Raw genomic sequence first — 17067 nt, 5'->3', positions numbered from 1 at the left:
GGCCCGGCCCGGCCGAGCTGGCGCGCGTGCGCGCCGCGGTGCGCCGCCACACCGACGAGGCGACGGCCGGCCTGCCCGACGGCTGGGTGCTCGCGGCCCGCGCCCGGACCCAGGAAGGCCCGTCCGCGACCGAGCTGCCCGACGCCCTGGACCGCGCCGTCGCGGGCACGCGTGTGCTCAGCGACCGTCGGCCCGTGTGGTGGTCGGTGGTCGGCGCGCTGCAGTGGCTCGCCCTCCTGGTGGCCCTGGCCGGGCTCGGTTGGCTGGCCGTGCTGTGGGGGCTGGACGCCTTCCGGCTGCCGGTCATCGAGCCGCCGGTGTGGGACCAGGGCCAGGTGCAGGTGCCCGTCCCGACGCTCGCGGTCGCCGGCGGGGTGCTCGTGGGCCTGCTGCTCGCCCTGCTCTCGCGGGTCGCGGCGGGCATCGGGGCGCGGCGGCGCGCCCGGCGGGCCACCGCCCACCTGCGTGCGGCGGTCGAGCAGGTCGCGCAGACGCACGTCGTCGCGCCCGTGCGGGAGGTGCTCGACCGGCACGACGCGTGCGCACGCGCGGCGGCGCGCGCCGCCGGCTGACCCTCCTCACCCCCGTCCGGACGGCACTATGGGGCGCATGACCCGACTCCACGTCCCCGTGCCCCTGCGCTGGGCGGACCTCGACGCCTACGGCCACGTCAACAACGTCGAGGTGCTGCGGCTCCTCGAGGAGGCGCGCATCGCGGCGTTCTGGCGCCACGGCGAGGACGCGGGCGTGCTGCCCACGGCCGTGCTCGACGCCGGCCCGGGGGCGGGCACCCACACCCTCGTGGCCCGTCAGGAGATCGAGTACCTGCTGCCGATCTCCTACCGGCGCGAGCCCCTGGTGGTCGAGCTCTGGATCGGCCACCTGGGCGGCGCGAGCATCGAGGTGTGCTACCTGCTCACCACGGGGGACGAGCCGGAGCGCCGCGTCTTCGTCCAGGCCGCGACCACGCTGGTGCTCATCGACGCCGCGACCGGGCGACCGCGACGCATCACCGAGGCCGAGCGCGCGACGTGGGGGGAGTACCTCGAGGAGCCGCTGGTCATGCGCCGCCGCGGCGGCCGGGCGGCAGGCCCGGCCGACGTCACCGTGCCGCGGTGAGCGGGCGGGGTAGCGGTCCTCCCGGCGAGCCCTCGCGCCCCGGGGCCCGCCGCTCGGCCTCGGCCGCCATGCCCCGCTGCATGCCGCCGAACACGACGCCGTGGAACGGCGCGACGGTCCACCAGTAGAGCTGGCCGGGCAGTCCGTGGGGATGGAAGGTCGCCACCTGGCGCAGGGTGGAGCCGCCGTCGGGCTCGGGGCGCACGGCGAGCTCCAGCCAGGCGAGGCCTGGCACACGCATCTCGGCCCGGAGCCGGATCATGCGACCGGGGACGACCGCCTCGACGCGCCAGAAGTCCACGGCGTCGTCGACCAGCAGACGGCGCGGGTCCCGGCGCCCGCGGCGCAGGCCCGGCCCGCCCGAGAGCCGGTCGAGGAGCCCGCGCACGCGCCAGGCGAGCGGCCAGGAGTACCAGCCGCGCTCACCTCCCACCTCCTGCAGGACCTCCCACACCACCTCGGCGGGGGCGTCGACGTGGGTGCGCCGCTCGTCCCGGTAGAGGGAGCCGCCCGCCCAGTCCGGGTCGCTCGGCAGGGGGCCGCTCGGTGCGCCGGGGACCGAGGCCGACGACCAGCGCGTCGCCACGTCCGCGTCCTGGATCTTCGCCAGGGCGAGGCGCACGGCGTCGTCGAAGCCCATGAGCCCTTCGGGCGGGTCGGGCACCCAGCGGGCGATGTCGTGCTCGTCGCACACGACCTCGTGGACCAGGGACTCCACGAGCGGTCGCGCGAGCGGCCCGGGCACCGGCGTGACGAGGGAGACCCACAGGCTCGACAGGCGCGGGGTGAGCACACCGACGCCCACGATGACGCGCCGGCGCAGCCCCGCGACGGCCGCGTACCGCTGCATCATCTCGCGGTAGGTGAGCACCTCCGGCCCGCCGATGTCGAACGCGCGGTCGACCTGCGGCGGCATGGTGGCGCTGCCCACCAGGTAGCGCAGCACGTCGCGGATCGCGATCGGCTGGATGCGGTTGTCGACCCAGCGCGGCGTCGTCATCGCCGGCAGGCGCTCGGTGAGGTACCGCATCATCTCGAACGACGCCGAGCCCGAGCCGAGGATGACGGCGGCCCGCAGCACCGTGGTCGGCACGCCCGAGGCGAGGAGGATCTCGCCGACCTCCTTGCGCGACTCCAGGTGCGGTGAGAGGTCCTCACCGTCCGGGTAGAGCCCGCCGAGGTAGACGATGCGGCCGACGCCGGCCTCGCGCGCGGCCTGCGCGAACGTGAGCGCCGTCCGCCAGTCCCTCGCCTCGAACCGCCGCCCGGACCCGAGGGAGTGGATGAGGTAGTAGGCGACGTCGACGCCCGTCAGGGCCGCGCGGATCTGGTCCAGCTCCTGCGCGTCCGCCTCGACCAGCTCGACGTCCTGGGCCCAGTCCCGCCCCTCCAGCCGGCGCGGGTTGCGGGCGACGGCCCGGACCCGGTGACCGGCGGCCAGCAGCTCGGGCACGAGCCGGCCGCCGACGTACCCCGTGACGCCTGTGACGGCGATCGACAGTCCCATCGACCGAGCGTAGGTCGGTCGGGTCGCCCCCGCACCGCCCTCCGTTCCGGTGGTGGCCCGCGGACCGCGGGCCTACGTTCGCTGCAAGGGGCGAGCAAGGGGGAGCCGTGACGACGACCGACTCGACGGCGGGTGCGCCGAAGCAGGAGCAGTTCGACACGGGGCGGGCGGTGCTGCTCGCGACGGTCGCCGCGCTGGGCGGCTTCCTGTTCGGCTTCGACACCGCCGTCATCAACGGCGCGGTCACCGCCATCCGCGACCAGTTCGAGATGGGCGCCGGCCTCACGGGCTTCGCCGTCTCGTCGGCGCTGCTGGGCTGCGCGCTCGGCGCCTGGGGCGCCGGGCGGCTCGCCGACCGGCAGGGCCGCATCCGCGTCATGCTGATCTCGGCCGTGCTGTTCACGGTGAGCGCGATCGGGTCAGGCCTCGCCGTCGGGGCGTGGGACCTCATCGCGTGGCGCGTCGTCGGCGGTCTGGGCGTCGGGGCGGCGTCGGTCATCGCGCCCGCCTACATCGCCGAGATCTCGCCCGCCTCGATCCGTGGACGGCTGGGCTCGCTCCAGCAGCTCGCGATCGTCACCGGCATCTTCGTCGCGCTGCTGACCGACTACTTCCTCGCCACCGCCGCGGGCGGGGCCGCCGAGGAGCTGTGGCTCGGGCTCGAGGCCTGGCGCTGGATGTTCATGTCCGAGGCGCTGCCCGCGGTCATCTACGGGATCCTCGCGCTGCAGATCCCCGAGTCACCGCGCTACCTGGTCGCTCGGGGGCGGGACAAGGAGGCGCGCCGGGTGCTGGGCCAGGTGCTCAAGTCGGGCGTCGACCAGCGGCTGGCGGAGATCAAGCGCACGGTCTCGATCGAGCGGCGCTCGTCGTTCCGGGACCTGCGCGGGCCCGCGCTGGGCCTGCTGCCGATCGTCTGGGTCGGTATCGCGCTGTCGCTGTTCCAGCAGTTCGTCGGGATCAACGTCATCTTCTACTACTCCTCGACGCTGTGGCGCAGCGTCGGGTTCAGCGAGGACGACGCGCTCCTGCAGACGGTCATCACGTCGGTCACGAACATCGTCGTCACGGTCGTGGCGATCGCGATCATCGACAAGGTGGGGCGTCGCCTGCTCCTGCTCGTGGGGTCGGCCGGCATGGTCGTGAGTCTCGGGGTGCTGGCCGCGACCTTCGCGCAGGCGCGGCTGGTCGACGGCGAGCCGGTGCTCGACGGCGCCGCGGGCGTGACCGCGCTGGTCGCCGCGAACGGGTTCGTGGTCTTCTTCGGCGCCTCCTGGGGGCCCGCGGTGTGGGTCCTCCTCGGCGAGATGTTCAACAACAAGATCCGTGCCAGCGCGCTGGGCCTCGCTGCGGCGGCCCAGTGGATCGGCAACTTCGTCATCTCGACGTCGTTCCCGGCGCTGTCGTCCGTCGGCCTGAGCCTGGCGTACGGCCTCTACACCTTCTTCGCGCTGCTCTCGTTCTTCTTCGTGCTGAGGTTCGTCAAGGAGACCAAGGGCCGCGAGCTCGAGGACATGGAGTAACGGCCCGCGGCGCGGTGAGCAGGGCGGCTCAGGTCAGCAGGTCGATGAGGGCGCGCTCGGCCGCGGCCCGCGTGCGACGCCGCCCGATCGTCCGCCCGCGCTCCCACAGGTCGATCAGGCGCGGGTCGATGTACGAGGCCCGGCAGACCGCCGGTGTGTTGCCGAGCTCGTCGGAGACCTCGCGCACGACCTGCGAGACGACGCGCCGACGGGCGCGCTCGCTCCGCGGCGGGTCCCCGGCCTCGGCGAGGGCCGCGGCCGCGAGGACGCTCGCGTGCCACGTCCGGAAGTCCTTGGGACGCGCGTCCGGCCCGAGCCGCTCCTTGACGTACGCCTGGATGTCCGCGGTGGCGACGTCCTTCCAGGCGCCGTCCTCCTCGTCGAACCACGCCAGCAGCTCGGGGTTGGCGTCGTCGCGGTCACGCAGCTCGCGCACCAGGCGTGCCACGACCGGGTCGTCGACCTGGCTGTGCCGCTCCCGGCCCGACTTGGCGGGGTACGTGAAGCTCACCGTCTCGCCGTCCACCCGCACGTGCTCGCGCCGGACGGTCGCGAGGCCGTAGCTGCCGTTCTGCTTGGCGTACGTCTCGCCACCGGCGCGGAAGTACGCCTCGTCGAGCAGGCGGAACGCCAGCGCCAGCGCCTTGCGCCGCGGCATCCCCGGCAGCTCCAGGTCGGCCGTGACCTTGCGCCGGGCGCGGGGCAGCCGGCGCGCCATGAGCAGCACCTGCTCGTGCTTGGCGCGGTCGCGCCGCGCGCGCCACTGCGGGTGGTAGAGGTACTGGCGCCGGCCGGCGTCGTCCGTCCCCATGGCCTGGATGTGCCCGTTCTCGGCCGGGGAGATCCACACGTCCTTCCACGCCGGGGGGATGACCAGGCCGGCGCACCGGGCGATCACCTCGGGGTCCGTGAGGCGCTGGCCCTGGTCGTCGAGGTAGATCACGCCCCGGCCCTGGCGCCGCCGCGTCCATCCCGGATCGCCGGCACGGACCCGGCGCAGTCGAGGCATGCGCACAGTGTGCGGGGCCCGGCGTGCTCCGGCACGCCGAGCGCGTTGCTCAGCCGGGCAGCCGGACCATGCCCTCCTGGGCGATCGTCGCGACCAGCGACCCGTCGCGCGTGTAGACCCGGGCGGCCCCGAGGCCGCGCCCGCCCTGCGCCGAGGGCGCGGACTGGACGTACAGCAGCCACTCGTCCACGCTCACCGGCCGGTGCCACCACATCGCGTGGTCGAGGCTCGCGATCGACAGGTCACGCGTCGCCCAGCTCGCGCCGTGCCGGCGCAGCAGCGGCTCGAGCATGACCTGGTCGCACGCGTAGGCCAGCAGCGCGCGGTGCAGCACCTGGTCCTGCGGCAGCGGCCCCCGCGCGCGCATCCAGACCATCTGCCGGTCGGTGACCTGATCGGCCGGGTCGAGGTAGATCGAGCCCTCGACGTGCCGCAGGTCGAACGCGCTCGCCTGGGTCCAGAACGCCGCGACGGGGTGGTCGACGGCGGCCAGGAGGTCCATCGCACTGGGCACCGACTCGGGCTCGGGCACGTCATGGGGCGGGACGTCGGCGTGCTCGACACCGCCCTGCTCGACCTGGAACGACGTCGTCATCGACAGGATCGGCACGCCACCCTGCAGCGCGTGCGTGCGGCGCGCGCTGAAGGAGCGGCCGTCGCGCAGCCGCTCGACCTGGAACGTGATCGGCTGGGTCACGTCGCCCGCGCGCAGGAAGTACCCGTGGATCGAGTGGGGGAGCCGCTCGGGGTCGACGGTGCGCGCCGCCGCCAGCAGCGTCTGGGCGAGCACCTGGCCACCGAAGACGCGGCCGCCCGGCTTGGGCAGGCTGCCGCCGGTGAAGGTGTTCTCGTCGACCTCGTCGAGCTCGAGGACGTCCAGCACGGTGGCGAGCGGGTCCGGCGTCACGACAGGCATGCGGGTGGGGTCGGGCATGGGCTCCTCAGTCCTCGAACGTGTTGACCATCGCGTGCGCGGCGCGCTCGAGGTAGTCCCACAGGGTGGCGTGCTGCAACGGCGGCAGCGCGAGCGAGTCGAGCGCGGTGCGCATGTGGCGCAGCCAGGCGTCGCGCGCGGCCGGGTTGACGCGGTAGGGGTGGTGACGCATCCGCAGGCGCGGGTGGCCCCGGGTGTCGCTGTAGGTGGTGGGCCCGCCCCAGTACTGCTCGAGGAACAGCTGGAGGCGGTCCGCGGCCGGGCCCAGGTCGGTCTCGGGGTACATCGGGCGCAGCAGCGGGTCCTCCGCGACGCCCTCGTAGAACGCGGCGACGAGGCGGCGGAAGGTCTCGCTGCCCCCGACCGAGGCGTGGAACGAGTCGGTCAGGCCAGGTCCCGGGGCCCCGGAGTCGGCGGAGGTCACACACCCATTGTCGCGTACGCCACGGCCCGGGTCCGTGCGCGCCGGGCGACGTGGGTCACACCGCGTGCGCGCGTCCGGCTCAGTGCTGCGGGGTCGTGAGGAACCCCTCGAGCGCGTCGAGTGCCCCCTCGGCGCCGTCGCCCTCGGCGGCCAGGACGACGTCCTCGCCACCCTTGGCGCCGAGGGCCATGACGGCGAGGATGCTCGACGCGGAGGCCGGGGTGCCGCCCTCCTTGCGGATGGTGACCGGGACCGGCTGCGCGCCGGCGAGCTGGACGAACAGGGCGGCCGGCCGGGCGTGCAGGCCCTCGGGGACGGCGACGGTGACGGTGCGCTCGGGCACGGGGGCCTCATCTCTTGACGTGCGGGTGGGGGCGGGCGGACGTGCGGCGCGCCGGACCGGGCCCCCTGCCGGTCCGGCGCGCCCTGCGCTCAGGCCTGCGTGGTGCCGGGCCGCTGCGTCGTGGTGGTGCCCGACGTGCTCGACGTCGTGCCCGACGACGGGCCGCCCGCGACCGCGGGGACCGGCTCGTCGACCGGCTGGTCGACCAGGACGGTGCTCTGGTCGCCGGCGTCGTCGTCCTCGCGGCCCGGGGTGCGCAGGTTCCACTTCGTGATGACGAACCGGAACAGCACGTAGTAGATGACCGCGTAGGCCAGGCCGATGACGACGAGCAGGAGCGGCTGCTCGGCGATGCGGAAGTTCAGCAGGTAGTCGATCGCACCGGCCGAGAACCCGAAGCCGGAGCGCACGTCCAGCGCGTTGACGAGCGCGAGCGAGGTACCCGTGAGGATCGCGTGGATGACGTACAGCGGGTACGCCACGTAGACGAACGCGAACTCGAGCGGCTCGGTGACGCCCGTGACGAACGCGACGAGCGCGGCGGAGCCCATGATGCCCGCGATGACCTTGCGCTTGCCCGGCTTCGCCGTGTGGACGATGGCGAGCGCGGCCGCCGGGAGGGCGAACATCATGATCGGGAAGAAGCCGGCCTGGAAGATGCCGGCGGTGGGGTCGCCCGCGAGGAAGCGCGGGATGTCGCCGTTGACGACGGTGCCCGCCGCGTTCTCGTACTCGCCGAACTGGAACCACGGCACCGAGTTGAGGATGTGGTGCAGGCCCAGCGGGACGAGCAGGCGGTTGAGCGTGCCGAAGACGAAGCCGCCGAGCACCGCGGAGCCGGTGACCCAGTCGCTGACGCCGCCGAGCACGGCGTCGAAGCCGCGGTAGAGGAACGCACCGACGACCGCGACGAGGATCGCCGCGAAGGCCGTGACGATGGGCACGAAGCGGCGGCCGCCGAAGAACGCGAGGTAGGCCGGCAGCTTGATCCGGTAGAAGCGCTGGTAGAGCAGCGCGGCGACGAGGCCGATGACGATGCCGCCGAGCACGCCGTAGTTGATGAGCTCCTGCTCCTCGCCCTCGGCCGGCAGGCCGAGCACGAAGGGTGACATCGCGGTGGAGACGCCCTTGAACACGAGGTAGCCGATGAGCGCGGCCAGACCCGTCGAGCCGTCGGACTTGCGGGCGTAGCCGATCGCGACGCCGAGCGCGAAGATCACCGGCAGGTTGTCCATGAGGGCACCACCGGCCGCGGCGAGCACGGCGGCGACCGGCAGGAGCCAGTCGCCCCACGCGCCGGCGAGCCCGTCGGCACCGAGCATGTCGGGCTGGCCGAGCCGCAGCAGCAGCGCCGCGGCCGGCAGGGAGGCGATCGGCAGCATGAGCGAGCGGCCGATGCGTTGGAGCTGGGCGAGTCCGGGGATCTGCCGCTTCTCGCGGGCCTCGGTGGCGGTGGTGGCGGTCATGGGCGCGGGCACTCCTCAGGTCGGTGTGCGGGCGTCGGCGGGCACCGGCGCACGGGTCGCCAGGGCACGTCGCGCACGGATGGGGCGGCTCCCGGACCGGCGGCTGCGACGGTTCCGGGCTGGCTGGACAAGAGTGCGCTAGATGTCTGGACCAGTTGGCGATCACCATGGTGGAATGGCGCCGCCGGTGTCAACCATCCGGCGCGATCCACCCGACGACGTGCGGAACCGAGAGGCGGTGCGGCCTGGTGCGTCACTCCGTGCTCAAGTACGTGCGCGTGCGCGACTACCTCCGCTCCCTGGTGACCCACGAGCTCTCGGTCGGCGACGCGATCCCGTCGGAGCGCGTGCTGTGCGACCGGTTCGCCGTCTCCCGCATGACCGTGCGCCAGGCCGTCGACGCGCTCGTGGTCGAGGGGCTGCTGCACCGCGAGCAGGGGCGCGGGACGTTCGTCGCCCCCTCGAAGCTCGACCTCGAGGTGCGGCTCGCCTCGTTCGGCGAGGAGATGCGCCGACGCGGCATGGTGCCCTCGAGCCGCGTGCTCGCGGTCGAGGAGGTGCCCGCCTCGCCCGACATCGCGGACGCGCTGGACCTGGTGCCCGGGGAGCCCGTGCACTACCTGCACCGCGTCCGGCACGCCGACGGGGAGCCGATGGCGATCGAGCAGACCTGGGTCCCCACGGCGCTCGCGCCGTCGTTGATCGCGGACGGTGCTCCCGAGAGCATCTACGGCGAGCTGCGCCGGCGCGGCATCGACCCGGACTGGGGGGAGGACACGGTGGCGGCGTCGGAGGTGGACGCCCAGGACGCGGCGCTGCTGGGCCTGCGCCCGGGTGCCGCGGTGCTGCGCCTCGCCCGGCGCACGTTCGCGGGCGACGTCGCGTGCGCCTACTCGCGCTCGTCCTACCGGGCCGACCGCTACGTGCTGTGGGTGCCGCTGCGCGCGCCGCGGCCGGCCCTCACGCCGCGCGGCGAGGCCGGCGCGGCGCCCGCATCGATGGCCGGCGCGGGCAGGACCGATGTGCACGACGACGGAGGAGGAACGTGAGCTCGCAGGACCAGGCGGTCAAGATCCTCGCCGCGCTCGGCGGGGTCGAGAACATCGTCGACATCGAGCCGTGCACCACGCGCCTGCGGTCGGAGGTGCGCGACACCGGACGCGTCGACGTCCCGGCGCTCAAGGCGGCGGGAGCGCACGGCGTCATGGTGGCCGGGCGTGTCGTCCAGGTCGTCGTGGGGCCGACCGTGGACGTCCTCGCCAGCGATCTCGAAGACCTGATGTGACTACTGTTGACGGTCGGCGACAGAGCCGCCGTCGCGAACGAGGAGGAATCGATGAGCAAGGCTGAGCAGATCCTGGCGGCCCTGGGTGGCGACGCGAACATCATCGACCTGGAGCCCTGCATCACGCGGCTCCGGGTCGAGCTGGAGGACCCGTCGCTGCTGGACGAGCCGGCCCTCAAGGCGCTCGGTGCCTTCGGCGTGGTGCGCTCGGGCAAGGTCGTGCAGGTCGTCGTCGGACCGGAGGCGGACACGCTGGCCTCGGACATCGAGGACCTGCGCTGATGCCGCTGACCCTCGTGGCGCCGGTCGCCGGCACGGTGCTGGCCATGGCCGACGTGCCCGACCCCGTCTTCGCGGGCGCGATCGTGGGCCCGGGTCTCGCGATCGACCCGGACACCGGCGCGGGCGACAGCGATGCCGTCGCGCCGGTCGACGGGACCATCGCGAAGCTGCACCCGCACGCCTTCGTCGTGCAGGTGGACGAGCAGCACGCCGTCCTGGTGCACCTGGGGCTGGACACGGTCCAGCTCGCGGGCGAGGGCTTCACGCTCCACGTCGCCGAGGGTGACCGCGTCAGCACCGGCCAGCGCATCGTGAGCTGGGACGCGGCCGCGGTCGCGGCCGGGGGTCGGTCGCCGGTGTGCCCGGTCGTCGCCATCCAGGGCGAGACCGGCGCCGTGCGCGGGCTCGTCGAGCCGGGTGACGCGGTCGCCGCCGGGACGCCCTTCCTCGAGTGGGCGTGACGGCGGGCTCGCCGGGGCTCTCCGACCTGTCGGGGCGGGAGTCGGCCGCCACCGACGTCGAGGCCGCGCTCGCCGCACGCCTCGCGCGCCCCGGCGCCGGGCTGCTGCTCGACCTCGACGGGACGCTCGTCGACAGCGAGCCGCTGCAGCGCGCGGCCTTCGCCGACTACTTCGCCGAGCGCGGCTGGGACGTCCCCGACGCCGTCGTGCGGCAGTTCATGGGCCGGCGCGCGGTGGAGGTCTTCCCCGTGCTCGACGGTCCGTGGCGCGGCGAGGACCCCGTGGCCCTGACCGACGCCGTCGTCGCGCAGCTCGGCCGGACCGACGCGGTCCCCGCCGTGGTGCCGGGCGCCGCCGAGCTGCTCGCGCTGTGTGCCGACGTCGGGCTGCCGGCGGCGATCGTGACGTCGGCCCGGCGCGAGTGGGTCGAGCGCGCGCTCGCGGCGCTGCGCACCCAGGTGCCCGGCCTGGCCGCCCCGCCGATGGTCACGGCCGAGGAGTGCGTCGAGGGCAAGCCGCACCCGGAGCCCTACGAGCGCGGCGCGCGCCTGCTCGGCCTGGCCCCGGACGGCCTCGTGGCCGCCGAGGACGCACCGGCCGGCATCGCCTCGGCCCGCGCGGCCGGCGTGGGGTACGTGGTCGGCCTCACGACGAGCAACGCCCCGCACGAGCTGCCCGGCGCCGACGTCGCCCTGCCCGACCTGCGGCTCGTCGTCGCGGCGCTGGCAGGCGGCCGCTCGAGCTGACGCGCGCTACGCCGGGCCGGCGCCCTTGGCCTTGTCGGGCCCGGCGGCGCGCTCGCGCTCCACGAGCACCTCGCGCCGGGGCAGGGCCAGCGCGACGCCCTCGCGCCCGAGCGTCTCGCGCAGGCGCGCCCGCAGCTCGCGCTGGATCTGCCACTGCTTGGAGGGCGCGGTCCGGACCACGACGCGCAGCATGACCGACTCGCCCGTGAGGTCCTCGAACGAGGTGACCTCGGGCTCGTCCAGCAGGAGGGGACCGAGCGTCTCGTCGGTGACCAGCGTCCCGGCGGCCTCGCGGAGGAGGCCCTCGACGCGCTCGACGTCCTCGCCCGGGTCGACCCGCACCTCGACGACGGCCCGCGACCAGCCCTGCGTCATGTTGCCGACGCGCAGCACCTCGCCGTTGCGGACGTACCAGAGCGTGCCGTTCATGTCCCTGACCTGGGTCACGCGCAGCCCGACGGCCTCGACGGTGCCGGACGCCTCCCCGAGGTCCACGACGTCGCCCACGCCGTACTGGTCCTCGACGAGCATGAAGAGCCCGGAGATGAAGTCCTTGACGAGCGTCTGGGCCCCGAACCCGAGCGCGACGCCGGCGACGCCCGCGGAGGCGAGGACCGGCCCCAGGTCCCAGTGGTTGATGTTGGCGACGGCCGTGAGCACGGCGATGGCCACGAGGAACGCCGCCGAGGAGCGCAGCACCGAGCCCATCGTCTCGGCGCGCTGGACGCGGCGCGCGACCATCAGGGCGCTGGACTCGGCCATCCCGGCGGTCACGCGGGTGCTCATGAGGAGGCGCCGTGCGCCGCTGCGCATCTTCGCGCCGCCCGTCACGACGGAGCGGACGGTCCGCGTGATGAGCCACCGGGACAGGGCCAGCAGGACCAGGCCGATGAGGACGGCGACCGCGCTCTTCAGCGGGGCGCCGAGGAGCCAGTCGAACCACCGGCCCGAGGTCTCGGCCAGGTCGGTCGCCAGGCGCAGCGGGGGACGGGTCAGCAGGACGGCAGGCACGGTCGCCAAGGCTAGTTCGCCCCCGCCGTCGCGGCGACGGCCCCGACGCGGGCCGCGTCGAGCCCGGTCTGCCGCGCCACGAAGGCGAGCTGCTCGGACGTGAGGCCCAGCGTGCGGCTGAGCGAGCGGCCGCCGTGGCCCACGCCGGTCTCCCGGCGCAGCAGGACCGGCGCCCCCGCGGGCGACGCCGACGTCGCGTGCTGCAGCGCCGCGCACGTCTTGCGGGCGTGCAGGGGGTCGACGCGCGTGTCGCCCTCGAACACGGTGAAGAGCACCGCGGGGTACGCCGGGCCGGCGCCGGCCCGCTCGCCGGCCGCGACCGCGCGGTGGTACGGCGAGTAGCCCAGCAGCCAGTCCAGCTCCTGCGGCACGGCGGCGTCCCCGTACTCCTCGGTCCACGTCACCCCGAGGCCGAAGTGCTGGTAGCGGACCATGTCGAGCAGCGGGGCGCTGCACACGGCGGCGGCCGCGAGGTCCGGCCGCTGGGTCACGAAGGCGCCGACGAGGAGCCCGCCGTTCGACCCGCCCCACACGGCGAGGCGGTCCGGGGTGGTCCAGCCGTCGGCCACCAGCCGCTCGGCCGCCGCGTGGGCGTCGTCGAAGACGTTCTGCTTGTGGCCGCGCATCCCGGTGCGGTGCCACTGCTCGCCCTCCTCGCCGCCGCCGCGCAGGTTCGCGACGACGTACGCGCCGCCCGCCTCGACCCACGCCAGGGCGGTCGCCGAGTACGCCGGGTCGAGGCTGATCTGGAAGCCGCCGTAGCCGTAGAGGATCGTCGGCAGCGGGCCGCGGGGCAGGCCAGCGTCGTCGAGCAGGTCCGCGCGGGCGACGACGAGCATCCGCACCGGCGTCCCGTCGGCGCTCGGGAAGGTGACCTGCCGGGCGCGCACCTCGGGCAGGTGCGGCAGGGTCCCGGGAGGTGAGGCCCAGCCGGTGACCTCTCCCGTGCGGGCGTCCCACCGGTGGATCGCCGTCGGCGTGGTCGTGTCGGTCCAGCCGAACCACAGCTCCCGGCCGCCCGTCGGCCGACGGCGCAGGCCGGCGACCGTGCCGAGGCCCGGCAGCGGGACGCGTCCCCGCGGGCCGGGCAGCGCCGCGCCGTCCAGCGGGTCGTGCACGGTCAGCTCGCTGACCGAGTGCCTGGTCCACAGCGCGACCAGCTCGGTGGGGCGGCACGCGGCCTCGTCGCCGTCGCCGTCGTCGAGGAGGACGACGCCCTGGAGCACTGCCTCCGGGTCCTCCGCGAGGAGCGTGCGCCAGTGCTCGGGTCCGGGGCGGGACGGGTCCGTCACCGCGAGGCGCCCGCGGGGGGCGTCGAGATCGGTGTGCAGGTACAGGCGCCCGTCGCGTCCCACCCAGGCCGACGTCTCCGCGTCGCGCCCCACCACCACGGGGCGCAGGTCGGGGGTCGGCGGCGCCGACGCGTCGAGGTCCGCGATCCAGACGTCCGTGCGCGGCGCCGTCCCGGCCGACGCGCTGACGAGGAGCCAGCGTCCGTCGCGCGTGACGCTGACCCCGAAGTACGTCGTCCGGTCCAGCCCGGCACCGAAGACCTCGACGTCGGTGGCCGGGTCCGTCCCCACCCGGTGGAGCCAGACGCGGCGGTGGTACTGCTCCTCGCCCGCCGGCACGAGGGCCGGCTCGAGGCGGCGGACGTAGAAGAACGCCTCGCCCCCGGGCAGCCACGCGACCGGCGAGTAGCGGGCGCGGTCGATCGGGCCGTCGACGAGCTCGCCGGTGGCCACGTCGAGCACGTGCAGGACGCTCTCCTCGGTGCCGCCGCTCGAGACCTGGTAGGCGAGCAGGTCACCCTCGATGCTCGGCTGCCACGCGTCCAGCGTGGTGGTGCCCGCCGGGTCCAGCGCCACGGGGTCGACCAGCGTGCGCGCCCGCCCGTCGGGTCCCACCAGCTGGACGACGGCGTGCTCGGCGTCCCCCGCGCGCCAGGAGCGGAAGTGGCTCTCCCCGCGCCAGACGGGCGTGCCGGTGCTCCCCGTCGCCATGAGCTCCGCGAGCCGCGCGCGCCAGCGGGCGACGTCGGCGGGCGTCCGGTCGGCGTCGCCGTCCCCGGTCCAGTAGCGGGCGAGGAGCGCGTCCTGCGCCGCCGACCACGCGCGCGTGTCGTCGGCGTCGGCGTCCTCGAGCCAGCGGTACGGGTCCGGGACGCGGCGCCCGTGCAGGTCGTCGACGACGTCCGAGCGCTCGGCCGGGGGATAGGGGCCCAGGGTCATGACCGCAGGCTACGGCGCGACGGCGCGTGGTCGGGCAACGCGGCGCTGCCCGGCGCTGCCCGGATGCGCACCGGGTCGGCTCTGGCAGGATCGAAGGGTGCCTGCCGACCTGCCTGCCGACCACCCCGACCGTCCCGCCGCCGGGGAGCTTCCCCCGGCGCTGCTGGCCCTCGCCGAGCGCTACGGCGTCGTGAAGGACTTCTGGGGCTTCGGCGGTGTGCTCACGCAGGTGAGCGAGACGACGCTGGTCGCCGTGCTGGCTGCGCTCGGCGTCGACGCCTCCACGCCGGAGCGGGCGGCGCTCGCGCTCGAGCGGGCCGAGGACGAGGAGTGGCGCCGGCCGCTGCCGCCCGTCGTCGTGCTGCGCGAGGGCACCACGCGCGAGGTGCCCGTCCACGTGCTCGACGGTGACCCCCTCGAGGCGTGGCTCGAGCTCGACCCGGAGGAGGGCGGCGGGCGCCGCGAGCTGGAGCAGCTCGACCGCTACGTGCCGCCGCGCACGGTGGACGGACGCACCCTGGGGCGCGCGACCGTCGAGATCCCCGCCGGGGTGCCGCTCGGGTGGCACACGCTCGTCGCGACCAGCGCCGGCACGACGTCGCGCACGACGGTCGTCGTGACCCCCCCGAGGCTCGAGCTGTCCCACGGCCTCGACGAACGACGCGCCTGGGGCCTCATGGCGCAGCTGTACTCGGTGCGCTCCGCGCGCTCGTGGGGGGTCGGCGACCTGGCGGACCTGCGGGAGATGGCGTGGCTCGCCGGGCGACGCACCGGTGCGGACTTCCTGCTCATCAACCCGCTGCACGCCGGGGAGCCGGTGCCGCCGCTGTCGCCCTCGCCCTACCTGCCGGCCAGCCGGCGCTTCGTCCACCCGCTCTACCTGCGCGTCGAGGACATCCCCGAGACGGCGTACCTGCCGGTCGCCGAGCGCTCGCTGGTCGAGTGGCAGGCCGAGGTCGCGCGTCCGCTGAGCGAGGACCCCGGGCCGATCGACCGCGACACCGCCTGGGAGGCGAAGCGGGTGGCCCTCGACGTCGTGTTCGCCGCGCCGCGGTCGGCCGCGCGCCAGGCAGCGTTCGACACGTTCCGGCGTGAGCAGGGCCAGGGGCTGGAGGACTTCGCGCTGTGGTGCGCGATGCAGGAGCACTTCGCGGGCGAGGAGTGGCCCGCGGGTGCCGACGACCGCCACTCGGACGTCGTCGCGGAGCTGCGCACGCGCCTCGCGGACCGGATCACCTTCTGGGCGTGGCTCCAGTGGGTCGCCGACGAGCAGCTCGCCGACGCCCAGCGCGCGGCCCTCGAGGGCGGCATGCGGATCGGGATCATGCACGACCTCGCCGTCGGGGTGCACCCGGAGGGCGCCGACGCGTGGTCGATGCGGGACGTGCTCGCGCAGGGCGTCTCGGTCGGCGCACCGCCGGACATGTACAACCAGCAGGGCCAGGACTGGTCGCAGCCCCCGTGGCGTCCCGACGCGCTCGCGCGCGCCGCGTACGCGCCGTACCGGGACATGCTCCGCACGGTGCTGCGGCACGCGGGCGCCATCCGCATCGACCACGTCATCGGGCTGTTCCGCCTGTGGTGGATCCCCCAGGGGCACGGTGCCCAGGAGGGCGCGTACGTCCGCTACGACCACGAGGCGCTCATCGGGATCCTCGCGCTCGAGGCGCACCGGGCGAACGCCGTCGTCATCGGCGAGGACCTGGGCACCTTCGAGCCGTGGGTGCGCGACTACCTCACGGAGCGCGGGATCCTCGGCACCTCGGTGCTCTGGTTCGAGTGGGAGGGCGACCGGCCGATGCCGCCCGAGCGGTACCGGCGTCTCGCGCTGGCGACGGTGACGACGCACGACCTGCCGCCGACGGCGGGCTACCTGGCGCTCGAGCACGTGGACCTGCGCGACCGGCTCGGCCTGCTGAACGAGCCGGTCGAGAAGGTGCGCGAGGCCGCGCGCGCCGAGCGGGACCAGATGCTCGCCGTGGTGGCCGAGCGCGGGCTGGTCGGCGCGGACCCCTCCGAGCGGCAGCTCGTCGAGGCGCTGCACCGCCTGGTCATGGCGTCTCCCTCCGTGCTCGTCGGGGTCTCGCTCGCCGACGCGGTGGGGGAGCGGCGCGCCCAGAACCAGCCCGGCACCGACCAGGAGTACCCCAACTGGCGGGTCCCGCTCGCCGACTCGGCGCAGCGCCTCGTCATGGTCGACGACCTGTTCGACAACCCGCGCCTGCGCTCCCTCGTGGCCGCCCTGCGCGGCTGACCGGGCGGGCGGGGCGAGCGGCGACGTGGCTGCAGGGTCATTGCCCGTGGCCTGCGGTGCGGTGCCCGTGGCGGCGCGGGTGGTGCGGCGCGTGCGCGTCGTCGGGCACCAGGCGGTGGGCAAGACGCGACTCGCGTACCGGATCGGCGCGCGCCTCGGCGTGCCCGTGATCGAGGTGGACGCGCTCATGCGCCTTCCCGGCGGGGAGGCGGCCGACGTCGCCGCCTACCGCGCGGCGTGCGCCCGGGCCCTCGCCGATGCTCCCGCGGGCTGGGTGGTCGACGGCGACGACGCGGCGCAGGTGGGCCTGGCGTACGCCGAGGCCGACGTCGTGCTGTGGCTCGAGGCGCACGCGCTCGTCACGTTCGGTCGGCTCGTGGGCCGACTGCTCCGTCCGCGCCCCGGCTGGACCCGCGCCGCCGAGGCGTCGGCGCTGCGGTGGGCCGTGGCGCACCGCGCGGCCGAGCGCCGC

General features: G+C 75.1%; 16 protein-coding genes and 2 pseudogenes. 10 read left to right on the top strand and 8 right to left on the bottom strand.

Annotated features, from left to right (window positions below; translation table 11 throughout):
* Positions 1-572: pseudogene (locus IDM29_RS08135) on the top strand (GTP-binding protein HSR1); the annotation flags it as partial.
* Between the two features lie 37 nt (positions 573-609).
* Positions 610-1119: a thioesterase family protein gene (locus IDM29_RS08130; protein ID WP_188037408.1), complete on the top strand. Its 510-nt coding sequence runs from the start codon at positions 610-612 to the stop codon at positions 1117-1119.
* On the opposite strand, the gene IDM29_RS08125 is transcribed toward IDM29_RS08130, so the two are convergent.
* Entirely contained in the window at positions 1103-2626 is a 1524-nt protein-coding gene (locus IDM29_RS08125; RefSeq protein WP_188037407.1) for an SDR family oxidoreductase, read from the bottom strand. The two genes, IDM29_RS08130 and IDM29_RS08125, sit on opposite strands and share 17 nt — an antisense overlap.
* 107 nt (positions 2627-2733) lie before the next feature.
* On the opposite strand from IDM29_RS08125, the gene IDM29_RS08120 reads away from it, so the two are divergent.
* Positions 2734-4149 (top strand): sugar porter family MFS transporter, encoded by a 1416-nt coding sequence (locus tag IDM29_RS08120; RefSeq protein ID WP_188037406.1) that lies wholly within the window; start codon positions 2734-2736, stop codon positions 4147-4149.
* A gap of 28 nt (positions 4150-4177) precedes the next feature.
* Here the strand turns inward: IDM29_RS08120 and IDM29_RS08115 are convergent, their stop codons facing one another.
* From IDM29_RS08115 to IDM29_RS08095, 5 genes are all read right to left on the bottom strand, one after another.
* A complete protein-coding gene (locus tag IDM29_RS08115) occupies positions 4178-5158 on the bottom strand; it encodes a DNA topoisomerase IB (protein ID WP_188037405.1) in 981 nt (326 codons plus the stop codon).
* Positions 5159-5207: 49 nt separating this feature from the next.
* On the bottom strand, positions 5208-6092 hold the full coding sequence (locus IDM29_RS08110) for an acyl-CoA thioesterase II (protein ID WP_255500033.1): 885 nt from the start codon (positions 6090-6092) through the stop codon (positions 5208-5210).
* Between the two features lie 7 nt (positions 6093-6099).
* Positions 6100-6480: a globin gene (locus IDM29_RS08105; RefSeq protein WP_182114077.1), complete on the bottom strand. Its 381-nt coding sequence runs from the start codon at positions 6478-6480 to the stop codon at positions 6100-6102.
* A 115-nt stretch (positions 6481-6595) separates the two neighbouring features.
* Complete coding sequence (locus IDM29_RS08100; RefSeq protein WP_188037404.1) at positions 6596-6859, bottom strand: HPr family phosphocarrier protein; 264 nt, start codon at positions 6857-6859, stop codon at positions 6596-6598.
* 89 nt (positions 6860-6948) lie between these two features.
* Positions 6949-8325 (bottom strand): PTS transporter subunit EIIC, encoded by a 1377-nt coding sequence (locus IDM29_RS08095; protein ID WP_188037403.1) that lies wholly within the window; start codon positions 8323-8325, stop codon positions 6949-6951.
* Positions 8326-8573: 248 nt separating this feature from the next.
* Here IDM29_RS08095 and IDM29_RS08090 point away from each other — a divergent pair, with 248 nt between their 5' ends.
* Genes IDM29_RS08090 through IDM29_RS08070 form a run of 5 tightly spaced genes read left to right on the top strand, consistent with a single transcriptional unit; the run spans position 8574 to position 11099 of the window.
* Entirely contained in the window at positions 8574-9374 is an 801-nt protein-coding gene (locus tag IDM29_RS08090) for a GntR family transcriptional regulator (RefSeq protein WP_255491804.1), read from the top strand.
* Positions 9371-9610, top strand: coding sequence for a glucose PTS transporter subunit EIIB (locus IDM29_RS08085; RefSeq protein WP_188037401.1), 240 nt, complete (start codon positions 9371-9373; stop codon positions 9608-9610). Before IDM29_RS08090 ends, IDM29_RS08085 begins: the two co-directional genes overlap by 4 nt.
* 6 nt (positions 9611-9616) lie before the next feature.
* Positions 9617-9892 (top strand): glucose PTS transporter subunit EIIB, encoded by a 276-nt coding sequence (locus tag IDM29_RS08080; RefSeq protein WP_255491805.1) that lies wholly within the window; start codon positions 9617-9619, stop codon positions 9890-9892.
* A complete protein-coding gene (locus IDM29_RS08075) occupies positions 9892-10353 on the top strand; it encodes a PTS glucose transporter subunit IIA (RefSeq protein ID WP_182113487.1) in 462 nt (153 codons plus the stop codon). Before IDM29_RS08080 ends, IDM29_RS08075 begins: the two co-directional genes overlap by 1 nt.
* Entirely contained in the window at positions 10350-11099 is a 750-nt protein-coding gene (locus IDM29_RS08070; RefSeq protein WP_188037400.1) for an HAD family phosphatase, read from the top strand. Before IDM29_RS08075 ends, IDM29_RS08070 begins: the two co-directional genes overlap by 4 nt.
* A gap of 6 nt (positions 11100-11105) precedes the next feature.
* Here the strand turns inward: IDM29_RS08070 and IDM29_RS08065 are convergent, their stop codons facing one another.
* Both IDM29_RS08065 and IDM29_RS08060 read right to left on the bottom strand, forming a co-directional pair.
* Positions 11106-12110, bottom strand: coding sequence for a mechanosensitive ion channel family protein (locus tag IDM29_RS08065; RefSeq protein ID WP_188037399.1), 1005 nt, complete (start codon positions 12108-12110; stop codon positions 11106-11108).
* Between the two features lie 11 nt (positions 12111-12121).
* Positions 12122-14341 carry a prolyl oligopeptidase family protein gene (locus IDM29_RS08060; RefSeq protein WP_188037398.1) on the bottom strand — a complete coding sequence of 740 codons (2220 nt, stop codon included), beginning with the start codon at positions 14339-14341 and terminating at the stop codon, positions 12122-12124.
* On the opposite strand from IDM29_RS08060, the gene malQ reads away from it, so the two are divergent.
* Both malQ and IDM29_RS08050 read left to right on the top strand, forming a co-directional pair.
* Positions 14340-16595, top strand: coding sequence for a 4-alpha-glucanotransferase (gene malQ, locus IDM29_RS08055; protein WP_188037397.1), 2256 nt, complete (start codon positions 14340-14342; stop codon positions 16593-16595). The genes IDM29_RS08060 and malQ overlap by 2 nt on opposite strands.
* Before the next feature lie 46 nt (positions 16596-16641).
* Positions 16642-17067, top strand: a pseudogene (locus tag IDM29_RS08050) (hypothetical protein); the annotation flags it as partial.

Origin of the sequence: Actinotalea sp. JY-7885, from assembly GCF_014525465.1 — a bacterium.
Classification (GTDB): domain Bacteria; phylum Actinomycetota; class Actinomycetes; order Actinomycetales; family Cellulomonadaceae; genus Actinotalea.
The sequence above is the reverse complement of the archived record's forward strand: the minus strand, read 5'-3'. Positions and strand labels throughout refer to the sequence as shown.